Below are 19,582 nucleotides of genomic sequence, written 5' to 3'. Positions count from 1 at the left end.
GATCATCCCTTTGGGTCACGAAGGAAGCGATAGATGAGCACCAAGGACTACCTGGAGAAGGACTACTACGCCGTCCTTGGTGTGTCGAAGACCGCCACCGCCGAAGAGATCAAGAAGGCGTACCGGAGACTGGCCAGGAAGTACCACCCGGACGCCAACCAGGGCAACACCGAGACCGAGGCCAAGTTCAAGCAGGTCTCGGAGGCCTACGACGTCCTGTCCGACAGCAAGCGCCGCAAGGAGTACGACGAGGCGCGCACGCTGTTCGGGTCCGGTCTCGGCGGATACGCGGGGGGCGGCGCCCCCCGCGGCGGCGGCGGGTTCCCGTTCGAGTTCGGCGACCTCTTCGGAGGCACGGCGCAGGGCGGCGGCACGGGCGAGCGCATCGGCGACCTGTTCGGCGGTCTGTTCAACCGTGGCGGGCGCACCTCCACCACCACCACGAGCCGTCCCCGCCGCGGGCAGGACATCGAGTCCGAGGTCACCCTGTCGTTCATGGAGTCCGTGGACGGCACCACGGTGGCCCTGCGGCTCACCAGCTCCTCGGCGTGCCCGGCCTGCACCGGTACCGGCGCCAAGGCCGGCACGACCCCGCGGGTCTGTCCGACCTGTGAGGGCACCGGCGCCGCCAGCCGCAACCTCGGCAACTTCGCCTTCTCCGAGCCGTGCCGCGACTGCAAGGGCCGCGGCCTGCTGGTCGACGACCCCTGCCCCGTGTGCGAGGGCAGCGGCCGCGGCAAGAGCACCCGCACCCTCCAGGCGCGCATCCCCGCCGGGGTGGCCGACGGCCAGCGCATCCGCCTCAAGGGCAAGGGCGCGCCCGGTGAGAACGGCGGCCCGGCCGGCGATCTGTACGTCCAGATTCACGTGAAACCGCATGCCATCTTCGGCCGGTCGGGCGACAACCTGACCATCACCGTCCCGGTGACGTTCGCCGAGGCGGCGCTCGGCGCCGAGATCAAGGTGCCGGTGCTCCAGGGCATGCCGGTGACACTGCGCATCCCCGAGGGCACCCCGAACGGCCGCACGTTCCGCGTGCGCGGCCGGGGTGTCACCCGCAAGGACGGCACCAAGGGTGATCTGCTGGCCACTGTCGAGGTGGTGGTGCCCCAGCGCCTCGACGACAAGGAGAGAAACGCGCTGGAGGAGTTCCGCGCGGTCTCCGACGGCGTGGACCCCCGCGCCGAGCTGCTCAGACAGGCGAGAACCGAGTAGCCCCGAAAGGAGGCGACGCCGATGGACGCCAACTACTTCGACCTGTCCGACGACACTCCGGTGTACGTCATCTCGGTGGCCGCTCAGCTTTCCGGGCTGCACCCGCAGACGCTCCGGCAGTACGACCGTCTCGGCCTGGTCAGTCCCGGCCGGACGGCGGGGCGGGGCCGCCTGTACTCCACCCGGGACATCGTGATGCTCCGCGAGGTGCAGCGGCTGTCCCAGGAGGAGGGCATCAACCTCGCGGGCATCAAGCGCATCCTCGCCCTGGAGACCGAGAACCTCCGCATGCGCGAGGAGCTCGGCCGTCTCAGGAGCGAGATGGCGATGATCCGCGCCCTGATCCAGTACCAGCTTCCTCCCGCGTGAGCGGGAGAGCGCACGGCCGCGGCGGTCCCGGTGAGCACCCTCCCGGGCCGCGCGACGACATCTCCTCCACCCCATGGGCGCCGTATCGGCGCCCCGGGCGGTGGCGCACATATAGCGAAGCGACGCAGCACTGCGCAAAGCGACGCAGCACCGCGCGGAGCGAGGCAGCACCGCCGCGGCCGGCGAGCGCCGGGCGATCCGCCATGCGAGAAAGGCAAGGTAGGCATGGACTACAAGCTCACGCGTAAGAGCCAGGACGCCCTGTCGGCCGCCGTCCGGCGGGCCGCCGCCGAAGGCCACCCGGAGGTCGCTCCGGCCCATCTGTTCACCGCCCTGCTTTCCCAGACCGACGGCACGGCCGTCCACCTGCTGGAGGCCGTCGGGGCCGACTGGAAGCGGCTGCGCACCGAGGCCGAGCGGCAGCTGGAGCAGATCCCGAAGGCCCAGGGCTCGACGGTGAGCGCGCCGTCGTCCTCCCGCCAGCTCCTGGTGGCGCTGAACACGGCCGCGGCCCGTGCCAAGCAGCTCGAGGACGAGTACGTGTCGACCGAGCACCTGCTGGTCGGCCTGGCCGCCGACGGCGGGCGCGTCGCCGAGCTGCTCAAGGCGCAGGGCGCCACGCCGAACGCCCTGCTGGAGGCCTTCGAGAAGGTCCGCGGGCACGCCCGGGTCACCAGCGAGAGCCCCGAGGACACCTACCGCGCGCTGGAGAAGTACGGCGTCGACCTCACCGAGCTGGCCCGCGCGGGCAAGCTTGACCCGGTGATCGGCCGGGACAACGAGATCCGCCGCGTCGTGCAGGTGCTCAGCCGCCGCACCAAGAACAACCCGGTGCTCATCGGCGAGCCCGGCGTCGGCAAGACCGCCGTCGTGGACGGGCTGGCGCAGCGCATCGTCGCCGGAGACGTCCCCGAGAGCCTGCGCGGCAAGCGCCTGGTGTCCCTGGACCTCGGCGCGATGGTGGCGGGCGCCAAGTTCCGGGGCGAGTTCGAGGAGCGGCTCAAGGCCGTCCTCACCGAGATCAAGGAGAGCGACGGCCAGGTCGTCACCTTCATCGACGAGCTGCACACGATGGTCGGCGCGGGCGCGGCCGAGGGCGCGATGGACGCCGGCAACATGCTCAAGCCCATGCTGGCCAGGGGCGAGCTGCGCATGATCGGCGCGACCACCCTGGACGAGTACCGGGAGCGCATCGAGAAGGACCCGGCGCTGGAGCGCCGCTTCCAGCAGATCTTCGTCGGCGAGCCGTCGGTCGAGGACACCATCGCGATCCTGCGCGGGCTCAAGGGCCGCTACGAGGCCCACCACAAGGTGCAGATCTCCGACGGCGCCCTGGTGGCCGCGGCCACGCTCTCCGACCGCTACATCACCGCCCGCTTCCTGCCCGACAAGGCGATCGACCTGGTCGACGAGGCCGCCAGCCGCCTGCGCATGGAGATCGACTCGCGTCCGGTGGAGATCGACGAGCTTCAGCGCGCCGTCGACCGGCTGAAGATGGAGGAGCTGGCCCTCGCCAAGGAGACCGACGAGGCGAGCGTCCAGCGCCTGGACAAGCTGCACAAGGAGCTCGGCGACCGCCAGGAGGAGCTCGACGCCCTGGTCGTGCGCTGGCAGAAGGAGAAGGCCGGGCTCAACCGGGTCGGCGAGCTGAAGAAGCAGCTCGACGAGGCCCGCTCGGCCGCCGAGCGCGCCCAGCGCGACGGTGACTTCGAGGCGGCCTCCCGGCTGATGTACGGCGACGTGCCGCGCCTGGAGAAGGAGGTCGAGGAGGCCGGCGCGCTGGCCCAGCCCGAGGACGCGATGGTCAAGGAGGAGGTCGGCGCCGACGACATCGCGCAGGTGATCTCCTCCTGGACCGGCATCCCCGCGGGGCGCCTGCTGGAGGGCGAGACCGCCAAGCTGCTGCGCATGGAGGAGGAGCTCGGGCGCAGGCTCGTCGGCCAGCGTGAGGCCGTGCAGGCGGTGTCGGACGCCGTGCGCCGGGCGCGGGCCGGGGTCGCCGACCCCGACCGGCCGACCGGGTCGTTCCTGTTCCTCGGCCCGACCGGCGTGGGCAAGACCGAGCTGGCCAAGGCGCTGGCGGAGTTCCTGTTCGACGACGAGCGCGCCATGACCCGCATCGACATGAGCGAGTACGGCGAGAAGCACAGCGTCGCCCGCCTGGTCGGCGCCCCGCCCGGGTACGTCGGCTACGAGGAGGGCGGCCAGCTCACCGAGGCCGTGCGGCGGCGGCCGTACACGGTGGTGCTGCTGGACGAGATCGAGAAGGCCCACCCCGAGGTCTTCGACATCCTGCTCCAGGTGCTCGACGACGGGCGGCTGACCGACGGCCAGGGACGCACGGTCGACTTCCGCAACACGATCCTGATCCTGACCTCCAACATCGGCTCGCAGTACCTGGTCGACCCGGCGCTCGACGGCGTGGCCAAGCGCGACAAGGTCATGGCGGCGGTGCGGGGCTCGTTCAAGCCGGAGTTCCTCAACCGGCTGGACGATGTGATCCTGTTCGACGCGCTCGGCTCGGAGGAGCTGTCGCAGATCGTCGACCTGCAGGTCGCCCGGCTGGCGCGCCGTCTGTCGGACCGCCTGCTGACGCTGACCGTCACCCCGGCCGCCCGCGACTGGCTGGCGCTCACCGGGTACGACCCGCTGTACGGCGCCCGGCCGCTGCGGCGGCTGGTCCAGTCGGCGATCGGCGACAAGCTGGCCAAGAGCCTGCTGTCCGGCGAGATCCACGACGGGGACCAGGTCATCGTCGATCTGGACGCCGCCGGTGACACTCTGACCGTGCAGGCGTCTCGGTAAGGAATCCACCAGCATCGGGTCAACGACCCGCCCGGCGGGGGACTCCCTGGCTACGTTAAGTGCTCGTCCAAGCACGAAAAGGTAGTCAGGGAGTCTTCATGCTCAGTTCGATCAGTATCCGGGGGATCCTCGCGGTGGCCGCGGTCGCGGCGGGCGCGGGCCTGCTGGGGACGGGCAGCGCCTCGGCCGCCACGTCCTGCGAGGAGAGCGCCGTGGCCGTCCTGCGCTCGCAGAGCGCCACGTCCGCGGCGTGCGAGGCCGTGGACGCCGTGGCCGTGCCGCAGGCGGCCGCCTCCTCCCTCGCCGCCCGGCACGACCGGGACGACCTGATCATCGGCTTCGAGCACATCGGCCGCAGCCGGGGCCTGCCGTCCCGCACCGCCGCGGTGATCGGCCTGCACGACCTGCCCGCGATCGCCCGCGCCACCGGCTGGTCCCCCTTCGGCAGGAGCGCGCTGGTCTACCGGGCCATCCGCGGGTGGGCGGCCTCGGTTCCGGGGCTGCCGCGGCCGGGCGACCTGCCCATGCGCCGCGGCGGGTACGCCGCCGACGAGCCCACCGCCCCTGAGCCGCTCATGCCCGTCGAGCCGGTGCTCCTTCCCGCCCGGGTGTCCGCGCACAGCTCGCACGGGCTGGACGTCGAACTCGGCAGGACGCTCACCGTCGACACCACGATCGACGGCCCGCACGCCGGCTGACCCGGACGCCGGCTCGCGCCGCCCGAAGACGCCCCCGTGCGGCGGGCGGCGCGCTCACCGGCGAGCCGTCCCTGAGGGATGTACCCGCACCGCGCGGGCCGTGGCGCCTGGGAGTCACGGCCCGCGCGGCCTTCACGCCGCGGCCTGGCCGGAGACGGTCAGGGGAAGACGGTCAGCGGAGGGACGCTCAGGCGGAGACGGTCAGCGGGAGACGTCGAGCAGGGCGTCGAGGTCGTCCTCGGGCAGGCCGAGATCGACGCGGATGCGATAGCGGGTGCGAAGGAGCGCGTCGCGGATGCCCGCGGGGCCCTCGCCGGCCAGGATGCCGTCGGTCGCCCACTCGTGGGCGGCGCGCGGGTCGCCGTAGGCCAGCAGGGTCTCGGCGACGTTGAGCGCGGTGCTCGGGTCGACCTGCCCGCCGGCCTTGATGGAGTCGACCAGCTCGCGGGCCTCGTCGGGACGGTCGAGCTCGAACAGGGTGTCGGCGATGCCGGCCCTGGGGTCGACGCCCACCTCGCCGCCGTCGTCCAGCGCCCGCTGGAAGCATTCGAGCGCCCTGGCCGGCTGGCCGGCCTGCCGCCACTCCTCGGCGGCGAGCACGAGGATCGCGGCACGGGACACCTCTCCCGACGCGTATCCGCGCGCCAGATCGTCGAGCCTCCCCGCCAGCGCCCCGTGATCGTCGTCGAGGAGTGCCTGCTCGAGAAGTCGATCAAGCTGCTCACGCGTCACATGTGCCACAAGACGAGATTACCGAGCGCCGCTCGACCGTGCGTGGACAACGGCAGGCATTACTTACGTCCTGATTTGCGCATGTTTGACTACTGTGCGTGTGTCATGCGAGCGAGAGGGCATATTCGCCACGCCTGGAACGTCACCCGCTCTTTCGAAGGAGCTGCGATGGACCCGTCCTGGCAGACCACCTTCGCGCTCGCCTGCGCGGCCCTGTGCGCCGCCGTCGTCCCCGGAACCCTCGGGTACGCCACCGCCCGCCTCGAGACCGCCGACCAGCAACGCCAGGAACTGGTGCGCACGCGCGCCGAGGTGCAGGCCGCCCGCAACCTGATCCGCAGGCTCTCCTCGCCGTGCGACGCCGAGAGCGGCGACGCGAGCACCACGTCGTCCTCGCGCGCCCCCGCCTCCCCCGGCCGGACCGGCACGGTGGCCCGTTAGCGGGCGGCCGAGCCCTCGTGGCCGGCCGGGACCTCGCCGTGCGCGCGCAACTGGGTGGACAGGTAGCCGCGGATCAGCCGCTTGGCCTCCTCGACGAGCGGGGGCCAGCCGTCGGGGTCGCGGCGGAAGGCCAGCGCGAGGACCGCGCCCACCGACTCCACCGCGACGGTCAGCCACAGGTCGAGCTCCTCGCTGTCGGCCATGCCGAACTCCGCGAGCAGCAGGCCCCGCAGCCGGCCGGCGATCACGGTGTTGTTCTCCGACACCGAGTCGAGCAGGTTGAGGTCCACCGCGTCGCCGAAGCGCAGTGAGCGGAAGCCAGGAACGGTCCTGTTCATGTCGACGTACTCGTCGATGATGGCGTCCACCGCGTGCCACCAGCCTGTGTAGTCCTCGGTCATGAAGCGCCGGCCGACCCGGGCGATGAAGAGCTCCACGTTGCGCTGGGTCAGCGCCTGGGTGATCGCCCGCTTGTCGGGGAAGAACTGGTAGATCGAACCGATGGCCACATCGGCCCGGTCGGCGATGCGGGTGGTGGACAGCGCCTCGTAGCCGATCTCGTCGAGCAACTCGGCGCAGGCGTCGAGCATGCGCTCGACGCGTCGCGCGCTGCGGCGCTGGGAGGGTCTTCGGCGCAGCGGCGCCTGGTCGTCGTGGGAGCAGCGGTCGCTGGGCGGGGCTGACACCGTTTCATCTTGCCCCTTTCAGGGGCCGCGGTCAGTCCTTCCCGGCCAGACGTCCCAAATCGGAATTCATAAGGCGGGCGATTCCCCGCATCAAGCCCGGGGAGATGCGCGACAAGGCATAACCGATCTTGCCTTCGGCGTTCACCGGGACCACGGCCGTGTTGCGGTGGACGGCGCGCAGGATGTGGGCCGCCACCCGCTCGGGCGGGTAGCCGCGCCGCAGCAGCGCCCGTTCGCTGAACGCGCGGTCTCCGCCGCGGTAGGTCGCGTTGGCGGCGATCGCCGTGGAGGTGAACCCCGGGCAGATCACGCTCACGCCGATGCCCCTCCCGGCCAGCTCGGCGCGCAGGCAGTCGCTCAGCATCTTCACCGCCGCCTTGGAGGTCGAGTAGGCGGGCAGCAGGCGCGAGGGGGCGAAGGCGGCGAGAGAGGCGACGTTGACGATGTGGCCGCCGCGTCCGCGCTCGACCATCTGGCGGCCGAACAGCCGGCACCCGTGGACCACGCCCCACAGGTTGACGTCGATGGTGCGCCGCCAGTCGGCCACCTCGTGGTCCAGGAAGGACCCGGCGACGGCGATGCCCGCGTTGTTCACCACGATGTCCGGCGTGCCGTGCTCCTCCCGCACGGCCGAGGCGAAACGCTCCATGTCCTCGCCGCTGGCGACGTCCACCCGCCAGGGGTGGGCGGGCGGGCCGATCTCCAGCGCCGTGCGGCGGACGGCCGCGAGGTCGATGTCCGCGCAGACGACCTGCGCCCCGTGGGCGGCGAAGGCGCGGGCGGTGGCCCGGCCGATGCCGCTCCCGGCGCCGGTCACGACCACGAGCCGGCCGTCGAAGGCCCCGCGTCCCTCGGCCCGGGCGCGCCGCAGCTCGCGCACGGCCGCCGGTCGCGTCCCGATGGGGAACCGCATACGCCCACCCCCTGCACCGTCATCGGACCGTCCATCCGAATATAGATCGGCCGGGGGCGGCGCGGCGGATCACGGCGTGGCGCCCAGCCCCGCGCACCCTCGCAGGGACTTCCACCCGGCGACGGCCTGGGTGCGCGCGGCCCCGGTCAGCGGGACGGGGACGCCCCCGCTGATCCGCGCCGGCGTCCACCCGTCCTTGAGCACCTTGCGCCCGTTGATGGTGAGGGTCAGCACCCCGGTCGTTCCCGTCTGCGGGCCGGAGTTGTAGAAGACGAAATTGCCCATCCCGTAGTTGACGTAACGTCCCTGCAGGTAGCCGCTGCCGAGCAGGATGTGCGCGTGGCCGCCCACGATGACGTCGGCGCCGGCGGCGATCAGCTTGGGGGCCAGCGCGAGCTGCGCCTGGTTCGGGCACTTCTGCAGCTCGGTCCCCCAGTGCAGGTGCACGATGACGGTGTCCGCGGTGCGGCGCGCCTGCCGGACGGCCTGGATGAGCCTGGCCTCGTCCTTGGCCGAGGCCAGGCCGCCCTTGGTGGGGGTCGCCGTCCACGCCTGGACGAACTGGCTGTCGAGCACCTGGGTCGCGCCGATGATCGCCACCCGGTTGCCGTTCACGACCTTGCGGAACGGCCGGTAGGCCTCGGCGGCGTTCTTGCCGATGCCGACGATCGGGAAGCGGGCGCGGCGGATGGCGGCCAGGGAGTCGCGCAGCCCGCCCTCCATGTAGTCCATGCCGTGATTGTTGGCCATGGACGCCACGTCGACGCCCGCGGCCTTGAGCGCGGTGAGCGCCGTCGCGGGGGCCCGGAAGGTGTACTGCTTGCCCGGCGCGGGGGTGCCGCCCTGGGTGATGGCGGTCTCCAGGTTGACCATCGCCAGGTCGGCGCGGCGCAGGACCGACGCGATGGGGCCGAGGGCGGTGCCGGGGTCGGCCAGGCGGTTGCGAAGCATGCCCTCGAAGTGGACGTCGCCGCCGAAGGAGATGGTGAACGGCCGCCGACGGGCGCCGGCCTGCGGCTTCCCGGTCGCGTCGCCCGTGGCTTCGCCGGGCGCGGATGAGGCGCCGTCCGTGCTCTTGGACGGCGGCGAGGACGACTCGGCGGCCGAGCATGCCATGACCGGCACCGCCGCGATCGCCACGGCCATGGTCAGCGCGGCGGCGCGGCGGACACGCGCCCGCCGCGGGGAGATCTCTGGCAAACCGGACAGGGTGCCGTGTATGGGCTCGGTTCTCATCGTTCCAAGAGCATGCCACCTCCACCCAGATCTGGACACCGCCCCCCGGGTGGCCGATCGAAAATCGCCTTAGTGGGAAGGTCCCTTTACTTGAATGATTCAGGTTTACCGCTTAAGGTGCAGGTCGTGGGGGATGTCGAGCGGCTACACGATGCGGGGCTCCGGGTGACGGCGGCCCGCATCGCGATCCTGCACACCGTCAGGGAGGGCGACCACCTCGACGTGGACGCCATCTACCGCCGGGTGCGCGCGCGCGTCGGCCACGTCTCCCTCCAGGCGATCTACGACGGACTCCACGCCCTCCACGGCGCCGGGCTGCTGCACAAGATCGAGCCCATGGGCAGCCCCGCGCGGTACGAGGCGAGGGTCGGCGACAACCACCACCACCTCGTCTGCCGCATGTGCGGCACGGTGACCGACGTGGACTGCGCCACCGGCGAGGCCCCGTGCCTGGACCCCGTCGACGCCGCGGGCTTCCGCGTCGACGAGGCCGACGTCATCTACTGGGGCGCCTGTCCGGGCTGCCTCGCCCGGAGCGGCGTCTGACCTTCCCCCGGCGGCGGAGGACGGCAATGATGGGTTCAGCCCTCGAACCCAGGAGGCCCATCGTGCGCACCGCACACCGCACCTGCCCACTGTGCGAGGCCGTGTGCGGCCTCACCATCGGACTGGACGACGACGAGCGCGTGACGGGGGTGCGCGGCGACCACGCCGACCCCTTCAGCAAGGGCTTCATCTGCCCGAAGGGCGCGAGCCTCGGCCGGCTGGACGAGGACCCCGACCGCCTCACCCGGCCGCTGATCCGCACGGGCACAGACTGGCGCGAGGCGAGCTGGCAGGAGGCCTTCGCGGCCGTCGAGCAGGGCCTGGCCGCCGTCCCCGGGCCCGCCCGGGCCGTCTACCTCGGCAACCCCAACGCCCACACCATGGCCGGGGCGCTGTACGCCGCCCCGCTGATCCGCGACGTCGGCACCCGGCAGGTCTACTCGGCCAGCACGGCCGACCAGATGCCCAAGCACGTCTCCGCCGGGCTGATGTTCGGCGACCCGATGACGGTGCCCGTACCCGATCTGGACCGCACCGGATACCTGCTCATGCTGGGCGCCAACCCGCTGGAGTCCAACGGCTCGCTGTGCACCGCGCCCGACTTCCCCGGCCGGCTCAAGGCCCTGCGCCGGCGCGGCGGCCGGCTGGTGGTCGTCGACCCGCGCCGCACCCGCACCGCCGCGCTCGCCGACGAGCACGTCTTCGTCCGCCCGGGCGCCGACGCGTTCCTGCTGGCCGGCATCGCGCACACCCTCTTCGCCGAGGGCCTGGCGCAGGTCGGCGTCCCGGTGAACGGGCTCGCCGAGTTCGAGGCCGCGATGGCGCCCTTCACCCCCGAGGCGTGCGCCACCGCGTGCGGCGTGCCGGCGGAGGTGATCGTCCGGCTGGCGCGCGAGCTCGCCGCCGCACCGGCCGCCGCCGTGTACGGGCGCATCGGCACGTGCACCGTCGAGTTCGGCACGCTCGCCCAGTGGCTGGTGGACGCGGTGAACGTGCTGACCGGCAACCTCGACCGGCCCGGGGGCGCCATGTTCCCCCGCCCGGCGACCGAGGGGCCGCGCCGCCGCCGGCCGTACGCGACCGGCCGCTGGCACAGCCGCGTGCGGGGCCTGCCCGAGGCCAACGGCGAGCTGCCGGTGGCAACGCTGGCCGACGAGATCGACACGCCCGGCGAGGGCCGCGTGCGCGCCCTGGTCACGGTGGCGGGCAACCCGGTGCTGTCGGCGCCGAACGGGGCGCGGCTCGACCGGGCGCTGGCCGGCCTGGACTTCATGGTCAGCGTCGACCCCTACCTCAACGAGACGACCCGCCACGCCCACGTCATCCTGCCGCCGCCGCGGGTCATGCAGTCGGGACACTACGACTTCCTGCTGCTGAACTTCGCCGTGCGCGGCTACGCGCGCTACTCCCCGCCGGTGCTGCCCCTTGAGCCGGGACGGCCCTCCGAGGCGGAGATCCTCGCCCGGCTCGCCATGATCGCCGCGGGCCAGGGCGCGGACGCCGACCCCGCGGCGCTGGACGAGCTCATCCTGGACCAGACGCTCCGCAGGGCGGTGGAGGCCGCGGGCTCGCCCGTCGAGGGCCGTGACCCCGCCGAGCTGCGCGCCATGCTCACCGGCGGCACCGGCGCCGAGCTGCGCCTGGACGCGATGCTGCGCCTGGGCCCCTACGGCGACTGGGGCGGCCGCGAGCCGTTCGGCGACGGCGAGGAGGACGGTGCGCGGGGCGTGATCGAAGCAGGCGGCGGGGAGCGGGAGCCCGGCCTGTCGCTGGAGCTGCTGCTGCGGCACCCGCACGGCATCGACCTCGGGCCGCTGGCGCCGCGCCTGCCCGGCGTCCTCGCCACCGCCTCCGGCACGGTCGAGCTGGCCCCGCCGGCGATCCTGGCCGACGTCCCGCGGCTGCGCGAGGCGCTCGGCCGGCCGGCGGAGGGTTTCGTGCTCATCGGCCGGCGGCACCTGCGCTCCAACAACAGCTGGATGCACAACCTCGCCCCGCTGGTCGGCGGCACCAACCGCTGCACCCTGCAGATCAACCCGGACGACGCCGCCGAGCTGGGCCTGTCGGGGCAGGCGGTGGTCCGCTCGGCGGCGGGCGAGCTCACCGTGCCGCTCGAGCCGACCGACACGATCATGCGCGGGGTGGTGAGCCTGCCGCACGGCTGGGGCCACGCGGGAACCTCGCAGCTGGTCGCGGCCAAGAACGCCGGCGTGAGCGCCAACGCCCTGACCGACGAGTCGATCATCGACCCGCTGTCGGGGAACGCGGTGTTCAACGGGGTGCCGGTCACTCTGGAGCCCGCCTGAGCCGCGGCGCGCGGCGCGGGTCGGGCCGAATCGGGGCGCTCCCGGTAATAGGCTGTGGCGCGTGACCACCGTGCCCGATAAGGAACGTCTGCTGGCCCAGGTCGGTTTCGCCGTGGAAATCGACAAACTGAAGCGCGTGCTCCGCCGCAACACCTTGATGGACGGCTCCCGCAGGGAGAACGACGCCGAGCACTCGTGGTACCTCGGAATGCTGGCCATGGTCTTCGGCGAGTACGCGCCGCCCGGCGCCGACCTCGGCCGGGTCACCGCCATGCTGCTCGTGCACGACATCGTCGAGATCGACGCCGGCGACACCTTCATCTACGACCTGACGGCGGTCGAGGTGCAGGAGAAGGCCGAGCGCGCCGCCGCCGACCGCATCTTCGGGTTGCTGCCGGCCGACCAGACCGCCACCCTTCGCGCGCTGTGGGAGGAGTTCGAGGCGCGGAGCACGCCGGAGGCGCGCTTCGCCAAGGCGCTCGACCGGCTCGCCCCGATGATGGCCAACCACCACAACGAGGGCGGAAGCTGGGTGCGCCACGGCGTCACGGTGGACCAGGTGATGGAGAAGGTCGAGATCATCCGCGAGGGCTCGCCGGCCCTCGGCGACTACGCCACAGAGATCATCGAGCTGTCGGCCGCCCGGGGCCACCTGGCCCCCGGCCGCGCGTAGCCGCCTCCGCGGTGTTCTCCACGGCTCAAGGGGGGTAGGTCCCCCCTTAAGGGCGAGAGGGGGCGAAAGTGGAGGAAACTTCGAAGTCCATCAACTCGCGAGGCCGGACGCTCCGGCGATCCCTGGGGCTGGCGCGGATGTCCCTGCCGGTGGGGGTCACCGATCGCATCGAGCACATGCGGGCCCTCGATCGCGTCGTCGTCCCGCTGGCCAAGCTGATCAGGCGCAGGCTGCCGCTGGGAAGCGCGGCGCGGGACGTCCTGCACGGCGTGCCCACCGGCCATCCTCTCCACCCTCCGCTGGCCACCGTCAGCCTGGGGTGCTTCACCGCCACGGCGGTGCTCGACGTCATCGACGTGGACCCCCGCGCCTCGCAGGCCGTGCTGGCCACGGGCCTGGCCGCCGCGGTCCCCGCCGCCGCCGCGGGGCTGACCGACTGGTCGGTGCTGCACCTGGAGCAGCAGCGGGTCGGCCTGGTGCACGTGCTGGTCAACATGGCCGCCATCGGCCTGTACTCTGGGTCGCTGATCCTGCGGCTGTCGGGCCGGCACCGCACCGCGCGGGCGCTCGCCTTCGCCGGCCTCGGCGCCGCGGGCATCGGCGGCAACCTCGGCGGGCACCTGGCGTACCGCATGGCGGCCGGCCCCAGCCACGCCGAGCAGACCACCCACCTGGTGCCGCTGGGCTGGCACGACCTGTGCCGGCTGTGGGACCTGCCCGACGGGCGCCCCGTGTCACGCCGTCTGGGTTACATCCAGCTGTTCGTGCTGCGCCACGGGACCAACGTCACGGTCCTGGCCGACCGGTGCTCGCACCTCGCCGGGCCGCTCCACCAGGGACGGCTGGTCATGGACGGCGACGAGCCCTGCGTCGTGTGCCCGTGGCACGGCAGCACGTTCCGGCTGGAGGACGGCGGGGTCGTGCACGGCCCGGCGACCGCGCCCCAGCCGTCGTTCGAGGTCAACGTGCGGGGCGACGGCGTCGTCCAGGTGCGCCCGCGCGAGCTGACCTGAGGCACGCGAGCCGGCGGGGCCGGCTCAGTCCTTCTCGCCGTCGGCGGCCGGGTGCTCGACGAGGGCGAGGATGCGGCTGGCCATGAAGCGGGCGGTGCGCACCGGGGTGCCGCTCCTGGTCACCTCGCTGACCTCCACGAGCCCTCTGCGGGTGGCGACGTCGACGCGCCTGCCGGCCTTCGTCGCCACGATCTCGTAGGTACGCGGATTGCCTCCCGCGTCTATGACGATTTCGACCCGGTCACCCTTCATGACCAGGTAAATACCCACTTATGGCAATGGCTACCCGTACACCAGTTTGATAATCGCGACGATCCCGACGCAGACGATCACCGCGCGCAGCACCCGGGCGGGCAGCCGGCGGCCGACCCTGGCCCCGAGGAAACCACCGACCATGGAGCCCAGCGACACCAGCAGCACCGCCCACCAGTCGACCGGGGCGATGAGAACGAACACGACGGCCGCCGTGGAGTTGACCAGCAGCGACAGCATGTTCTTGGCCGCGTTGACCCGCTGCAGGTGCTCCTCCAGGAAGATGCCGAGCAGCCCGATCAGCACCACCCCCTGCGCGGCGCCGAAGTACCCGCCGTAGACGCCCGCGCCGAACACTCCCAGCCACAGCCACGGCCCTCCGTGCGGGTGCGGGGTCCCCTGCCGCTGGGACAGCCAGGCGTTGAGCCTGGGCTGGACCACGACGAGCACGCAGGCCAGCGCGATGAGCACGGGGACGATCACCTGGAAGGCCCTGGCGGGCAGTTGGAGCAGCAGCAGCGCCCCGGCGAGCGAGCCGAGCACCGAGGCCGCGCCGAGCCGCAGGAGCCGCTGCCGCTGCCCCCTGAGCTCGTCCCGGTAGCCGAGCACGCCGGTCACGCCGCCGGCCACCAGCCCGACGTTGTTGGACACGTTCGCGACGATCGGCGGATAGCCCAGCGCCAGCAGCGTCGGGAAGGTGATCAGCGAACCCGACCCGACGACGGCGTTGATGCCTCCCGCCGCGACCCCGGCCACCAGGACCGCGACGACCTCCCACGGAGTCAAGACCCCACCTTTCGTACGGCTGCGCCCGATGTTAGGCGGCAACCGTACCCACCCTGCGCCGTGCCGCTCACCGCCCGCCCCGGACGGAGCGCCGAGGACGGTCAGTGCGGCTCGGGCGGCGAGGTCAGTGGGGCTCGGGGGCCGAGTTCCGGTTGGCGGACGGAGCCTCCCTGCCCGGGCCGAACAGGCTGCCCAGGCCCTCCAGAGCCTTGCCCATCTCGGACGGCACGATCCACACCTTGTTCGCGTCGCCCTTGGCGATCTCGGGCAGCGTCTGGAGGTACTGGTAGGCGAGCAGCCGCTGGTCGGGATTGCCCTCGTGGATGGCGCGGAACACCATGGCGATCGCGTCCGCCTGGCCCTTGGCCCGCATGGCCTGGGCCTCGGCGTCGGCCTGGGCGCGCAGCACGGCGGCCTCCGCCTCGCCGCGCGCCTTGAGCACCGCGGCCTGGCGCTCGCCCTCGGCCGTCAGGATCGCCGACTGCTTCTGGCCCTCGGCGGACAGGATGGAGGCGCGCTTGTCGCGGTCGGCCCGCATCTGCTTCTCCATCGAGTCCTGGATGGACGCGGGCGGGTCGATGGCCTTGAGCTCCACGCGGTTCACCCGGATGCCCCACTTGCCGGTGGCCTCGTCCAGCACCCCGCGCAGCTCGGAGTTGATCTCCTCACGGGAGGTCAGCGTGCGCTCGAGGTCCATGCCGCCGACGACGTTGCGCAGGGTGGTGACGGTGAGCTGCTCGACGCCGGTGAGGAAGTTGGCGATCTCGTAGGTCGCGGCCTTGGGGTCGGTCACCTGGAAGTAGATGACGGTGTCGATCGACACCACGAGGTTGTCAGAGGTGATCACCGGCTGCGGGGGGAAGGAGACCACCTGTTCCCGCAGGTCCACCATGGTCTTCACCCCGTCGATGAACGGCACGACGATGTTCAGGCCCGGAGTGAGGGTGCGGTGGTAGCGCCCCAGCCGCTCGATGATGAACGCCTGCGCCTGGGGGACGATGCGGATGGTGCGGTACAACGCGAACCCCGCGATGGCTACCACGATCATGGCGACGACGAGCTGTGTCATGAGCCAACTCCGACCCGAAGAAACCGATGAGCCCCGGCCGGAATGCTATTTGGTTTTCCCTTTACGCGGTCGTGAACCGCGCGGAGCGGTCGGTATCAATCACAAATCGCCCGTCGTACGCCGCTTTCGCCGCTCACCCCGGAAGGGCACGCTCTGTGCCGCTTCGCCGGTCACCCCAGGAGGGCCCGTGTGCCGCTTCGCCGATCACCCCGGGAGGGCGCGGGCGTACCAGCGGCCGTCCATGCTGCGCTCGAGGCTCAGCGGCACGCCGAAGGTGCGGGAGAGGTTGTCGGCGGTCATGACGTACTCGATGGGCCCCTGGGCCACCACCGAGCCGTGCCGCAGCAGCAGGACGTGGGTGAACCCGCTCGGCACCTCCTCGACGTGGTGGGTGACCAGCACCATCGTCGGGGCGGTGGCGTCGTAGGCCAGCGCCGACAGCCGGCGCACGAGGTCCTCCCGGCCGCCGAGGTCAAGCCCGGCGGCGGGCTCGTCGAGCAGCAGCAATTCGGGGTCGGGCATGAGGGCACGGGCGATCTGCACGCGCTTGCGCTCGCCCTCCGACAGCGTGCCGAACTTCCTCCTGATCAGATGGGCGCACCCGAGCTGGTCGATGAGCTCGACGGCGCGGGTGACGTCCCCGGAGTCGTACTCCTCGTTCCACCGCCCGAGAATGGCGTAGGACGCGGTGAGCACCAGGTCGATGACCTTCTCGTCCCCGGGCACCCGCTCGGCGAGGGCCGCGCTGGCCAGGCCGATGCGCGGGCGCAGGTCGAAGACGTCGGTCTGCCCCAGCCGCTCGCCCAGGATCTCGACCGACCCCTCGCTCGGATAGAGGAGGGAAGCCGCGACCTGAAGCAGGGTCGTCTTCCCCGCGCCGTTCGGGCCGATGACCACCCAGCGCTCGTCCTCCTCGACGGTCCAGTCGATGCCCCGCAGCAGGGCCGCGCCATCTCTGCGGACGGCGACGTCCTGGAGCCGAAGCACCTGACCACCCATCCCGGATACCTCCTGACATGATCGTCCGGAGCGCCCCCTCGATCGGGACCGCCCCGGCTTCACCGGGCAGGTCGCCCCGCCCAGTGTCCCTCTGGACCAAACCTATTGCAGCATCAGCGCATATCGTGGATCGGTGCACCCCGATTCACCGATCTCCGCCACCTTGGTCGCATGGGGCAACGCCTGGCTTGCCGGACATGTCGGTCTGGATGAGGCCGTCGACCGGCTCGAGCGCGCCGCGGGACCGCAGGTCGTCTCCGGCGTGGTGACCGAGGTCCCCCTTCGCCGGTTCCTCGCCGACCTGCGCGCGGAGGGCGTCAGCGCCCTGCGCCTGTCGTTGCCCGTCGCGGGCGACCCCCTCGGCCTCACAGGGCCGCTCCCCTTCACCATGGCCGCCGTCGAGGCCGGGCAGGCCGCCACCGCCGTGCTGCGCGACCGCTGCCTCGGCCTGGTCCCCTCGCCCGACCGCCGCGGCTCCTCCTACTCCGGCGTCCTGTGGACCGCCATGGAGGCCGAGGCCACCCCGCCGGACGTCCCCGGCCTGGCCGAGGCCGAGCACGCCCTCACCTCCGCCATGCGCTCGGCGACCGACGCGCTGTCGGGGGTCGACGGACCCGGCAGGGGCCAGCCGTCGATCGGGGGCGCCGACGACGGCCTCGCCCCCGGATACCCGGCCCGCGCCCACCGGGTGGCCGCGCTCACGGCGCGGCTGGCCTCGGTGCTGCGCCTCGCCGACGAGCGCGGGCTCACCGCCGGCCAGGTCGCCGTCCGCGGACAGGCCCTGCGCGACCTCGACCGCGCCGTGCGCCGTGCCCGGGTGGCCGCCCACAACGCCATCGTCGAGGCCCGGCACGAGAGGGACGCTCAAGCCAGGCCATGACGCGCGGCGTGGAGCGGCGCCTGAGTGCGATCTCGCACGTCGGTGACGCTCACGCCAGGCCATGACGCACGGCGTAGAGCGCCGCCTGCGTGCGATCCTGCACGCCGAGCTTCATGAGGACGTTCGAGACATGGGTCTTGACGGTCTTCTCGGCCACGACGAGATGCCGGGCGATCTCCCTGTTGGACCGGCCGGAGGCGATCAGCGCGAGCACCTCCCGTTCCCGGTCGGTCAGCACCGCGACCGTCCCGGCGGCGGAGCCGTGGTCCTTGCCGCCCGGGGGCTGGGAGAGGACGGCCTCGGCCGCCTCGGGCGCCAGCACCACCTGGCCGCCGTGCACCGAGCGGACGGCCTGCGCGAGGGCCGCCGGCTCGACGTCCTTGTAGAGGAATCCCGCGGCGCCCGACCGCATCGCGGGCGCCACGTCCTGCCTGTCGCTCACCGACGTCAGCACGATCACCCGTGCCCCGAGTCCGAGGGCGGCCATCTCGCGCAGCGCGCCCAGCCCGTCCAGCACGGGCATCCTCAGGTCGAGCAGCACCACGTCGGGGTCGAGCGCCCCGGCCATGGCCACCGCCTCGGCTCCGTCCGCGGCCTCCCCGACGACCTCCAGATCCTCCTGCAGGTCGAGGAAGGTGCGCAGGCCCTGGCGCACGACGGGATGGTCGTCGGCGACGAGCACGCGGATCACCGCCGTCCTCCCGCCCCGTCCCGGCCTACCCGAACAGCCGCGGCCGGACGGCCGTCCCTGCTCACGTGGGCAGCTCCAGCCGGACGGTCGTGCCGGCGTCCGGGTGTGATTCCAGCGTCAGCGTCCCCCCGGCCGCCTCGGCCCGGTCGCGCATCGACGCCAGCCCAAGGCCCCGGGAGGGGGGCGAACCGACCGGCAGACCACGCCCGTCGTCCCTGACGGCCAGCCTGACGCGCGTTCCGTCGGACTCCAGGCGTACCTCGACCTGGGAGGCCTCCGCGTGCCGGAGGGCGTTGTGCAGCGCCTCCTGGGCGACGCGCAGCACGGCCACCTCGGTCTCGGGCGGCAGGTCGCCGAGCGCGTCGGCGGCGAAGGCGACCCGCACCGGATGGAGCCGGTCGAGCACGGCCACGTGCTTGCGCAACGTCTCGGCCAGCCCGTGGCGGTCCAGATCGGCCGGCCGCAGCTCGACGATCACCGCCCGCAGCTCCGCGAGCGCCTCCCCGGCCAGCCGCTGCACCCGGTCCAGCTCGGCCGCCGCCCGCTCGGGATCGGCCCTGACCAGCGAGGCCGCGGCCTGGGCGGTGAGCCGCAGCGAGAACAGCTTCTGGGTCACGGCGTCGTGCAGCTCGTGCGCCATGCGGGTGCGCTCCTCCACCACCGTCAGCTCACGGCCCCGCTCGTACAGGCGGGCGTTGGTGAGCGCGATCGCCGCGTGCGCGGCGAAGAGCGTGAGCAGGTCCTCGTCCTGCCGGTCGAACCCGCCCGGCGCGCGCTTGTTGGACAGGAAGATGATGCCGAGCACCTGGCCGCCGTCGCGGATCGGCACTCCGATGAAGTCCTTGAGCACCGGGTGGGCGCTCGGCCACCACTCGAACCGGGGATCCTCGCGGATGTCGGGCAGGCGCACCGGCTCGGCCTCGCGGAGCATCGCGGCCAGCATGCCGTGCTGGCGCGGCAGCGGGCCGATGGCCTCCCACTGCTTGTCGCTGACGCCCTCGGCGACGAACTCGGCGAACGAACCGTCGTCGTCGGGCACGCCGAGCGCGGCGTACCGGGCGTTCAACAGCTCACGGGCGGAGCGCACGATCACCTGGAGCACCTCGCGCACCGACAGGTGCCGGGTGACGGCGAGCACGGCCGAGCTGACGGCCTGCAGCACGGCGTCGCGCCGCTCGCCCCCTGCGCCGCCGCCGGAAATGACCGGTTCCGTCGTCACGCCCACACTGTAAGGGGACGCGGGGGCCGCGCGGCTCGGTCGATGGTCCTAGG

The 19,582-nt window shown here is 72.6% G+C and carries 20 protein-coding genes; 10 read left to right on the top strand and 10 right to left on the bottom strand.

The window, feature by feature from the left end:
* The first annotated feature begins 33 nt into the window (after window positions 1-33).
* From dnaJ to ABZU32_RS17150, 4 genes are all read left to right on the top strand, one after another.
* On the top strand, window positions 34-1,215 hold the full coding sequence (gene dnaJ, locus ABZU32_RS17165) for a molecular chaperone DnaJ (RefSeq protein WP_354837739.1): 1,182 nt from the start codon (window positions 34-36) through the stop codon (window positions 1,213-1,215).
* A gap of 21 nt (window positions 1,216-1,236) precedes the next feature.
* Window positions 1,237-1,584, top strand: coding sequence for a helix-turn-helix transcriptional regulator (locus ABZU32_RS17160; protein ID WP_354837737.1), 348 nt, complete (start codon window positions 1,237-1,239; stop codon window positions 1,582-1,584).
* Between the two features lie 225 nt (window positions 1,585-1,809).
* Window positions 1,810-4,389 carry an ATP-dependent chaperone ClpB gene (clpB, locus tag ABZU32_RS17155; RefSeq protein ID WP_354923132.1) on the top strand — a complete coding sequence of 860 codons (2,580 nt, stop codon included), beginning with the start codon at window positions 1,810-1,812 and terminating at the stop codon, window positions 4,387-4,389.
* 98 nt (window positions 4,390-4,487) lie between these two features.
* Window positions 4,488-5,087, top strand: coding sequence for a hypothetical protein (locus tag ABZU32_RS17150; protein WP_354923129.1), 600 nt, complete (start codon window positions 4,488-4,490; stop codon window positions 5,085-5,087).
* A 201-nt stretch (window positions 5,088-5,288) separates the two neighbouring features.
* Here the strand turns inward: ABZU32_RS17150 and ABZU32_RS17145 are convergent, their stop codons facing one another.
* Window positions 5,289-5,828 carry a tetratricopeptide repeat protein gene (locus tag ABZU32_RS17145; protein ID WP_354837731.1) on the bottom strand — a complete coding sequence of 180 codons (540 nt, stop codon included), beginning with the start codon at window positions 5,826-5,828 and terminating at the stop codon, window positions 5,289-5,291.
* A gap of 159 nt (window positions 5,829-5,987) precedes the next feature.
* Here ABZU32_RS17145 and ABZU32_RS17140 point away from each other — a divergent pair, with 159 nt between their 5' ends.
* Entirely contained in the window at window positions 5,988-6,260 is a 273-nt protein-coding gene (locus ABZU32_RS17140) for a hypothetical protein (protein WP_354923126.1), read from the top strand.
* Here the strand turns inward: ABZU32_RS17140 and ABZU32_RS17135 are convergent.
* The 3 genes from ABZU32_RS17135 to ABZU32_RS17125 all read right to left on the bottom strand — a co-directional run bounded on the left by ABZU32_RS17135 (window position 6,257) and on the right by ABZU32_RS17125 (window position 9,005).
* A complete protein-coding gene (locus ABZU32_RS17135; RefSeq protein WP_354837727.1) occupies window positions 6,257-6,946 on the bottom strand; it encodes a TetR/AcrR family transcriptional regulator in 690 nt (229 codons plus the stop codon). The genes ABZU32_RS17140 and ABZU32_RS17135 overlap by 4 nt on opposite strands.
* A gap of 31 nt (window positions 6,947-6,977) precedes the next feature.
* Complete coding sequence (locus ABZU32_RS17130; protein WP_354923123.1) at window positions 6,978-7,859, bottom strand: SDR family NAD(P)-dependent oxidoreductase; 882 nt, start codon at window positions 7,857-7,859, stop codon at window positions 6,978-6,980.
* Window positions 7,860-7,928: 69 nt separating this feature from the next.
* Window positions 7,929-9,005 carry a CapA family protein gene (locus ABZU32_RS17125; RefSeq protein WP_354923329.1) on the bottom strand — a complete coding sequence of 359 codons (1,077 nt, stop codon included), beginning with the start codon at window positions 9,003-9,005 and terminating at the stop codon, window positions 7,929-7,931.
* Window positions 9,006-9,221: 216 nt separating this feature from the next.
* On the opposite strand from ABZU32_RS17125, the gene ABZU32_RS17120 reads away from it, so the two are divergent.
* From ABZU32_RS17120 to ABZU32_RS17105, 4 genes are all read left to right on the top strand, one after another.
* Window positions 9,222-9,641, top strand: coding sequence for a Fur family transcriptional regulator (locus tag ABZU32_RS17120; RefSeq protein WP_354923120.1), 420 nt, complete (start codon window positions 9,222-9,224; stop codon window positions 9,639-9,641).
* Window positions 9,642-9,703: 62 nt separating this feature from the next.
* Entirely contained in the window at window positions 9,704-11,947 is a 2,244-nt protein-coding gene (locus ABZU32_RS17115; RefSeq protein WP_354923117.1) for a molybdopterin-dependent oxidoreductase, read from the top strand.
* Window positions 11,948-12,008: 61 nt separating this feature from the next.
* The gene (locus ABZU32_RS17110) at window positions 12,009-12,620 is read left to right on the top strand and encodes an HD domain-containing protein (RefSeq protein ID WP_354837719.1); all 612 of its coding nucleotides are present in this window, start codon (window positions 12,009-12,011) and stop codon (window positions 12,618-12,620) included.
* A gap of 68 nt (window positions 12,621-12,688) precedes the next feature.
* Window positions 12,689-13,633, top strand: coding sequence for a Rieske (2Fe-2S) protein (locus ABZU32_RS17105; protein ID WP_354923114.1), 945 nt, complete (start codon window positions 12,689-12,691; stop codon window positions 13,631-13,633).
* Between the two features lie 24 nt (window positions 13,634-13,657).
* On the opposite strand, the gene ABZU32_RS17100 is transcribed toward ABZU32_RS17105, so the two are convergent.
* The 4 genes from ABZU32_RS17100 to ABZU32_RS17085 form a co-directional block, all read right to left on the bottom strand.
* Window positions 13,658-13,885: a hypothetical protein gene (locus tag ABZU32_RS17100; RefSeq protein WP_354837715.1), complete on the bottom strand. Its 228-nt coding sequence runs from the start codon at window positions 13,883-13,885 to the stop codon at window positions 13,658-13,660.
* Between the two features lie 30 nt (window positions 13,886-13,915).
* Window positions 13,916-14,671 (bottom strand): sulfite exporter TauE/SafE family protein, encoded by a 756-nt coding sequence (locus ABZU32_RS17095; RefSeq protein ID WP_354923111.1) that lies wholly within the window; start codon window positions 14,669-14,671, stop codon window positions 13,916-13,918.
* A 124-nt stretch (window positions 14,672-14,795) separates the two neighbouring features.
* Window positions 14,796-15,740, bottom strand: coding sequence for an SPFH domain-containing protein (locus tag ABZU32_RS17090; protein ID WP_354837711.1), 945 nt, complete (start codon window positions 15,738-15,740; stop codon window positions 14,796-14,798).
* A gap of 204 nt (window positions 15,741-15,944) precedes the next feature.
* Window positions 15,945-16,739, bottom strand: coding sequence for an ABC transporter ATP-binding protein (locus ABZU32_RS17085; RefSeq protein ID WP_354837709.1), 795 nt, complete (start codon window positions 16,737-16,739; stop codon window positions 15,945-15,947).
* 133 nt (window positions 16,740-16,872) lie between these two features.
* On the opposite strand from ABZU32_RS17085, the gene ABZU32_RS17080 reads away from it, so the two are divergent.
* Window positions 16,873-17,619 (top strand): hypothetical protein, encoded by a 747-nt coding sequence (locus ABZU32_RS17080; protein WP_354923108.1) that lies wholly within the window; start codon window positions 16,873-16,875, stop codon window positions 17,617-17,619.
* A gap of 49 nt (window positions 17,620-17,668) precedes the next feature.
* Here ABZU32_RS17080 and ABZU32_RS17075 read toward each other — a convergent pair whose 3' ends face one another.
* Window positions 17,669-18,310: a response regulator transcription factor gene (locus ABZU32_RS17075; RefSeq protein WP_354923105.1), complete on the bottom strand. Its 642-nt coding sequence runs from the start codon at window positions 18,308-18,310 to the stop codon at window positions 17,669-17,671.
* Window positions 18,311-18,371: 61 nt separating this feature from the next.
* Window positions 18,372-19,529, bottom strand: coding sequence for a GAF domain-containing sensor histidine kinase (locus ABZU32_RS17070; protein WP_354923102.1), 1,158 nt, complete (start codon window positions 19,527-19,529; stop codon window positions 18,372-18,374).
* Window positions 19,530-19,582: the final 53 nt, after the last annotated feature.

This window comes from Sphaerisporangium sp. NPDC005288, from assembly GCF_040607475.1.
GTDB lineage: Bacteria > Actinomycetota > Actinomycetes > Streptosporangiales > Streptosporangiaceae > Sphaerisporangium > Sphaerisporangium rhizosphaerae.
This window is presented reverse-complemented; position numbering and strand designations above follow the sequence as displayed.

Coding starts and splice junctions, on each gene's coding strand:
- dnaJ (WP_354837739.1), top strand. CDS start 34: ATGAGCACCAAGGACTACCTGGAGAAGGACTACTACGCCGTCCTTGGT.
- ABZU32_RS17160 (WP_354837737.1), top strand. CDS start 1,237: ATGGACGCCAACTACTTCGACCTGTCCGACGACACTCCGGTGTACGTC.
- clpB (WP_354923132.1), top strand. CDS start 1,810: ATGGACTACAAGCTCACGCGTAAGAGCCAGGACGCCCTGTCGGCCGCC.
- ABZU32_RS17150 (WP_354923129.1), top strand. CDS start 4,488: ATGCTCAGTTCGATCAGTATCCGGGGGATCCTCGCGGTGGCCGCGGTC.
- ABZU32_RS17140 (WP_354923126.1), top strand. CDS start 5,988: ATGGACCCGTCCTGGCAGACCACCTTCGCGCTCGCCTGCGCGGCCCTG.
- ABZU32_RS17130 (WP_354923123.1), bottom strand. CDS start 7,859: ATGCGGTTCCCCATCGGGACGCGACCGGCGGCCGTGCGCGAGCTGCGG.
- ABZU32_RS17125 (WP_354923329.1), bottom strand. CDS start 9,005: ATGGCCGTGGCGATCGCGGCGGTGCCGGTCATGGCATGCTCGGCCGCC.
- ABZU32_RS17100 (WP_354837715.1), bottom strand. CDS start 13,885: ATGAAGGGTGACCGGGTCGAAATCGTCATAGACGCGGGAGGCAATCCG.
- ABZU32_RS17090 (WP_354837711.1), bottom strand. CDS start 15,740: ATGACACAGCTCGTCGTCGCCATGATCGTGGTAGCCATCGCGGGGTTC.
- ABZU32_RS17085 (WP_354837709.1), bottom strand. CDS start 16,739: ATGGGTGGTCAGGTGCTTCGGCTCCAGGACGTCGCCGTCCGCAGAGAT.